Here is a 4989-nt window from a genome sequence, read left to right on the forward strand (position 1 = left end):
ATAAAAGTTATCTATACAGGAAAACAATAATGTTTATTTATGGTAAAGGGGAGGTGGGGAATTATGAATTATAAATTATGAATTATGAATTATCAGTGGGGAGATGGGGGAAGTGGGGGAAATTTGCCTATCACCCTAAATCCCTATTGCTGCGTCGAACCTAGAACTATCAATGGGTAACAGCTTGATTTTGACTCCATAATTAAATTAGTCAACGATCGACTCAATCTCAAGACGAGAAAAAATTAATCTATTAGGAGTTTAGCTGATGACGGCTTTTACGGAAAATGACCTAAAAAGGTTAGAAAATCTGATTATCAATGGACAAAAAGCGATCGAAACTCGTTTAACCTCTCTGGAGAATGGACAAAAAGCGATCGAGAATAGCATCGGAGAGATCAAAAGAGAAATTCAGGTCTTAGAGATAGGACAGACGGAAATTAAGGGAGAAATCAGGACTTTAGACGCAAAAATCACGGGTTTAAATGAAAGAGTGAAACTCATCGAGGCATCCGTGGGAAAAATTCCCGATTTAGCTGAAAAAATTGGGGAGGTATGGATGTGACTGCTTTTGTGGGTGGGGTAATTGGTTGGTTGATTCGGGGAAAATAAAACTAGGCAATGTAACATAGTATTAAGCATTTGTATATTTTTATTAATTTTTATGGAACAGACAGCTTTAAATCTGATCGCGATTACCGTTTTTTCGATCACTCTTTCCGTATTTGTCACCCCTTTGCTGTCTATTTCGCCTTTTGTCCCCGCTTTGGCTACTTTTAGCCTCTTGGGATTAGTTACCGTTGATACTCTCACCTTTAATAACCGGGGCGTGACTTTACTACTGGATGCTCTTTCTCCTAGTAAACACCGTCAAAGAGTTATTTACCACGAAGCCGGACATTTTCTCACCGCTTATATTTTGGGCATTCCGATCGCCAGTTATAGTTTGACCGCCTGGGAAGCCTTTCGTCAAGGCCAGGAGGGAGTCGGCGGTGTTCAATTTGACCTAGCAGATTTAGAGCAAAAAGTCAAGAATTTTACCGATTTTCCTGCTTTTTTAGAGCGAATTTCTACGGTGTGGATGGCGGGAATTGCTGCCGAAACCTTAGTTTATGGTAAAGCGGCAGGGGGAGAAAGCGATCGATTTTATCTGCAATCGGCCTTAAAATTAGCGGGGGTTCCTGAGAATAATTATGCCCAAAAAGAGCGCTGGAGTTTATTACAGGCAAAAACTCTTTTAGAAAAACAACAGACTGCCTATCAAGCTTTAGTGATAGCTATGGAAAAAAGGGCAAGTGTGGAAGAATGCTGTCGGGTGATTAGTGAAAGTTTAGTATAACGGGAAAAGTAATCAGGGATGAATTTGATGATTTCCCCGTTAAATTATTTATGAATAATCAGAGCATTCAATCGGATCAGCGATTAGCTTTAATTGTGCGCGGAGCAGTACAAGGAGTCGGTTTTCGTCCTTTTGTTTATCGATTAGCAACGGAATTAAACCTAACTGGTTGGGTGAATAATACAGCAGCGGGAGTTTTTATTGAAGTCGAGGGCAATCGAGACAAACTAGAAACTTTTTTGACTCGATTATCTTTAGAAAAACCACCTCGATCGCTAATTGAAAATATTGAGACTCAATGGTTAAATCCCATCGGTTATCAAAACTTTAGCATACGTCACAGTAGCGGCGGTGAAAAAAATACAATTGTTCTGCCCGATTTAGCCACTTGTCCCGATTGTTTAGCCGATATTTTTGACCCCAATAATCGTCGTTATCGCTATCCTTTTACTAACTGCACTAACTGCGGTCCTCGCTACAGTATTATCGAGAGTTTACCCTATGATCGGAGTGCCACAACTATGAGGGGTTTTAATCAGTGTCCCGAATGTCAAAGGGAATACGAAAACCCTCTGGATCGCCGTTTTCATGCCCAACCGAATGCCTGTCCTCGTTGCGGACCCCAAATTAGTATTTTAGATAGTCAAGGCTCTGTATTAGCGGAAAAAGATCAAGCTTTAATCGCCACCGCTCGAGCAATTAAACAGGGAAAAATTATAGCGATCAAAGGATTAGGAGGATTTCACCTAGTTGTCGATGCAAGAAATACGGAAGCAGTGCAAAAATTGCGACAACGTAAACAGCGACCAGATAAACCTTTTGCCGTGATGTATCCTAATCTTGAGTTAGTGAAAAACCACGGTTATGTATCTTCTTTAGAATCGCAATTATTGCAGTCTCCTGCTGCGGCAATTGTCCTGATTAAACAGCGAAAAAATTATCTTTCTGCTGCCGTTTCTCCGGGTAATCCCTACCTAGGAGTCATGTTACCCTATACTCCCCTACATCATCTTTTATTGGCAGAATTAGGCTTTCCTGTTGTAGCAACCAGTGGTAATCTAGCCGATGAACCTATCTGTATTGAGGAAAAAGAAGCTTTAGAAAAATTAGGAAAAATCGCCGATTTATTTCTAGTTCATAATCGTCCCATCCTTCGACCAGTGGATGACTCTATTATCAGGGAAATGGCGGGAAAAGCGATGATTTTGCGCCGTGCGCGGGGATATGCTCCCTTTCCAGTTAAAGTTAATGAGGGAGATTTTCCCCCGATTCTGGCCGTGGGAAGTTATTTTAAAAATACCGTGGCTATCTACCAAAAAAATCAAGTTTTTATTAGTCAACATATCGGCGATTTAGATACAGTTAATGCCGTCAATCATTTTAAAAATATCCTCGATAGTTTAAAAAAATTATACGAGTTTGCACCCGAAGTTATTGCCTGTGATGCTCATCCTGAATATCTAGCAACCAAGTACGCTTATAGCTTAAATTTGCCCGTTATTCCCATTCAACACCATTACGCTCACGTTTTATCCTGCATGGCAGAGCATCAGCTACAACCTCCGGTTTTAGGGGTTGCTTGGGATGGAACAGGATACGGTTTAGACGGCACAATTTGGGGGGGAGAATTTATCCATATTGCTGCCGATTCTTGGCAGCGAATCGCCCATTTTAAAACCTGGCCATTACCTGGAGGAGAAAAAGCAGTTAAAGAACCCAGACGAGTGGCTTTAGGATTACTAGAAGTTATGGAAAATACTGATAGGATAAAATCAGCTTTTAGTGAACAGGAATGGTCTATTTTTAGGCAAATGTTAACCAAAAAAATTAATTGTCCTTTAACTTCTAGTGTCGGGCGTTTGTTTGATGGTGTGGCGGCGATTCTAGGTTTATGTTATCAATTAAGTTTTGAGGGACAAGCAGCAATGCAGCTAGAATTTGCCCTTGAGAGCATTAAAACGGAGGAATATTATCATTTTTCTTTGTCCGCCGACTCCCCCATAGTTATTGATTGGAATCAGATAATTTTAGGAGTTGTTGAAGATTTAGAAAAACAAGTACAAATCGGCATAATTGCCGCTAAATTTCATAATAGTTTATGTGAGATTATTGTAGAAATTGCACACAAAATAGGTAGAGAAAAAATTCTCCTGACGGGAGGCTGTTTTCAAAATCGTTATCTGACGGAAAGAACAATTAATCGCCTACAAGCTTCGGGATTTCAACCCTACTGGCAGCAAACTGTTCCCACTAATGATGGTGGTATTAGCCTCGGTCAAATTATCGGAGCTTTTTCTCAACTCAAACAGTTCTAGATAAGTAGGTGGGTGGAATTAAATATAACATGAACGTAGGTTGGGTTGAAGTATGAAACCCAACGCCCGCATGGGTTACGCTACCGCTAACCCATCCTACAAATAGATGAACGTAGGTTGGGTTGAAGTATGAAACCCAACGCCCGCATGGGTTACGCTACCGCTAACCCATCCTACAAATAATTGTGCCTACCTACTTAATTCCATAATTGTAACTTATTTCGTAACTTTTCTGTAAAGGTAACGATTCTATTTCTTTGAAAGATGTTTTTTTGTGTATAACTATCTGCAGCTTCATCTCTAATCAAAAATGGAGGATGTTTTAACGGAAAATTCATTTCTTTAACAGGAAGATTTGCCAATCTACTTTTACTACCAATTGTATGAGTAGCATCTTCACGAAAACCAATATTACTAACTAAATTTACATTAGGAAGGATAGTTAGACCATTCTGAATCCAACAGGAAAATGTCCATCGATAAGCCCAGCTATCATTTTTATTATCATAAGTAGTTTGAAAAATCTTAGTCCAGTATTTGACAGCCTGAGTTTCTTCTAAAATGGCGGTCAACCAATCACCATCTCTCACTTGTGGCCAATGTTTCATTTCACCATCATAATACTGCCATGCTCGTCGCCAAGTCGCCCAACCCCAGCAATGATTATAACGGGAAAAGTAATAGCTGTAGTCTGTGCGTTTTTTGCCCAACTGAAAATTATTTCCCGATATCACCGTGATTCGCTGGTCATGTCTATAGTATTCTAACAGTTCCTCGCAAAATCGAAAAAAGGTCGGGTCGGGTACACAATCATCCTCAAGAATAATCGCCTCTTCAACCATCTCAAAAACCCAATCTAAGCCACTTGATACCCGCTTCCTACAACCTAAATTTAAATCAGAATAGTTCTTCAACACCTCACAATCCCAATCCACACCCTCGATAATAGCACGAGCCGCCTTACACTTTTCAATATCATCTGGTCTATCGGGACGTGGACCATCGGCAACCACTAATAACTTGGGTGGTTTAGCCTGACGGATAGCTTCAAATACCCTCGCCGTCGTATCAGGTCGATTGAAAATCAGGAAGGCGACAGGAGTGGTCAGTTGGAAGTCAGCCATAGACGGATTTACTGTTAACTCGTAGTATCCTAACCCACCCTGACCAAATTGTCAACCCAAAGCGGCACAAATCAGCAATTCTCATTTTGAAAACAAAAGAAGATAAAGTTCTCTATGTGAACAAGAGAACTTCTGTCTAATTATCATTTTTTTTCAAGATAATCATCATAATTAGCTTCAAGAGACAGTTTTAAAATATCTGCCCATAAAA

At 40.1% G+C, this 4989-nt stretch carries 4 protein-coding genes; 3 read left to right on the forward strand and 1 reads right to left on the reverse strand.

Annotation, left to right across the window (positions count from 1 at the left end):
* Positions 1 to 268 precede the first annotated feature (268 nt).
* From ACE1AQ_RS08245 to hypF, 3 genes are all read left to right on the forward strand, one after another.
* Positions 269 to 565 carry a hypothetical protein gene (locus ACE1AQ_RS08245; protein ID WP_374808210.1) on the forward strand — a complete coding sequence of 99 codons (297 nt, stop codon included), beginning with the start codon at positions 269 to 271 and terminating at the stop codon, positions 563 to 565.
* 99 nt (positions 566 to 664) lie between these two features.
* Positions 665 to 1339 (forward strand): hypothetical protein, encoded by a 675-nt coding sequence (locus ACE1AQ_RS08250; RefSeq protein ID WP_008207088.1) that lies wholly within the window; start codon positions 665 to 667, stop codon positions 1337 to 1339.
* Between the two features lie 50 nt (positions 1340 to 1389).
* Entirely contained in the window at positions 1390 to 3654 is a 2265-nt protein-coding gene (hypF, locus tag ACE1AQ_RS08255; RefSeq protein ID WP_008207086.1) for a carbamoyltransferase HypF, read from the forward strand.
* 197 nt (positions 3655 to 3851) lie between these two features.
* On the opposite strand, the gene ACE1AQ_RS08260 is transcribed toward hypF, so the two are convergent.
* Positions 3852 to 4778 (reverse strand): glycosyltransferase family 2 protein, encoded by a 927-nt coding sequence (locus ACE1AQ_RS08260; RefSeq protein WP_110546075.1) that lies wholly within the window; start codon positions 4776 to 4778, stop codon positions 3852 to 3854.
* Between the last annotated feature and the right edge of the window lie 211 nt (positions 4779 to 4989).

It is taken from the genome of Microcystis sp. BLCC-F209, assembly GCF_041928595.1.
Taxonomy (GTDB): Bacteria; Cyanobacteriota; Cyanobacteriia; order Cyanobacteriales; family Microcystaceae; genus Microcystis.